Genomic DNA, 461 nt, shown 5'->3' with positions numbered 1-461 from the left:
TACGGTAAAGCGGTTATGAGTTTAGCGTTCAAGATTTTTCTTGTTTTAAACTCTTTAAAACGCGGTATTTCTCGGTTTGTTAATTATTTTAGAAAAATATTATCTAGTTTTCAAAGAACAAGTTTGACAATTTTCTTGTCAATGGAGCCTAACGGGATCGAACCGATGACCTCCTGCGTGCAAAGCAGGCGCTCTCCCAGCTGAGCTAAGGCCCCATAAAAATATAAAAAAGGATGGGCCTAAATGGACTTGAACCATCGACCTCACGCTTATCAGGCGTGCGCTCTAAACCAGCTGAGCTATAGGCCCATAACATCCTCAAAAGAGAAGTAGGCCTCTCAAAACTAAACAAAGTTTCAACAATCGTGTGTAGGTTTCCGTTATATCCTTAGAAAGGAGGTGATCCAGCCGCAGGTTCTCCTACGGCTACCTTGTTACGACTTCACCCCAATCATCTGTCC

The 461-nt window shown here is 42.5% G+C and carries 2 tRNA genes and 1 rRNA gene; all 3 read right to left on the bottom strand.

What is annotated here, in order from left to right:
* Positions 1-142: 142 nt before the first annotated feature.
* A tRNA-Ala gene (locus FFX44_RS12600) sits at positions 143-215 on the bottom strand.
* A gap of 19 nt (positions 216-234) precedes the next feature.
* A tRNA-Ile gene (locus FFX44_RS12595) sits at positions 235-309 on the bottom strand.
* Between the two features lie 83 nt (positions 310-392).
* Positions 393-461 (bottom strand): 16S ribosomal RNA (locus tag FFX44_RS12590); the annotation flags it as partial.

Origin of the sequence: Lactobacillus sp. UCMA15818, assembly GCF_030400225.1 — a bacterium.
In the GTDB taxonomy this organism is placed as follows: Bacteria; Bacillota; Bacilli; order Lactobacillales; family Lactobacillaceae; genus Liquorilactobacillus.
Note: the sequence above shows the minus strand (reverse complement) of the source record. Positions and strands in the feature narration are given on the sequence as shown.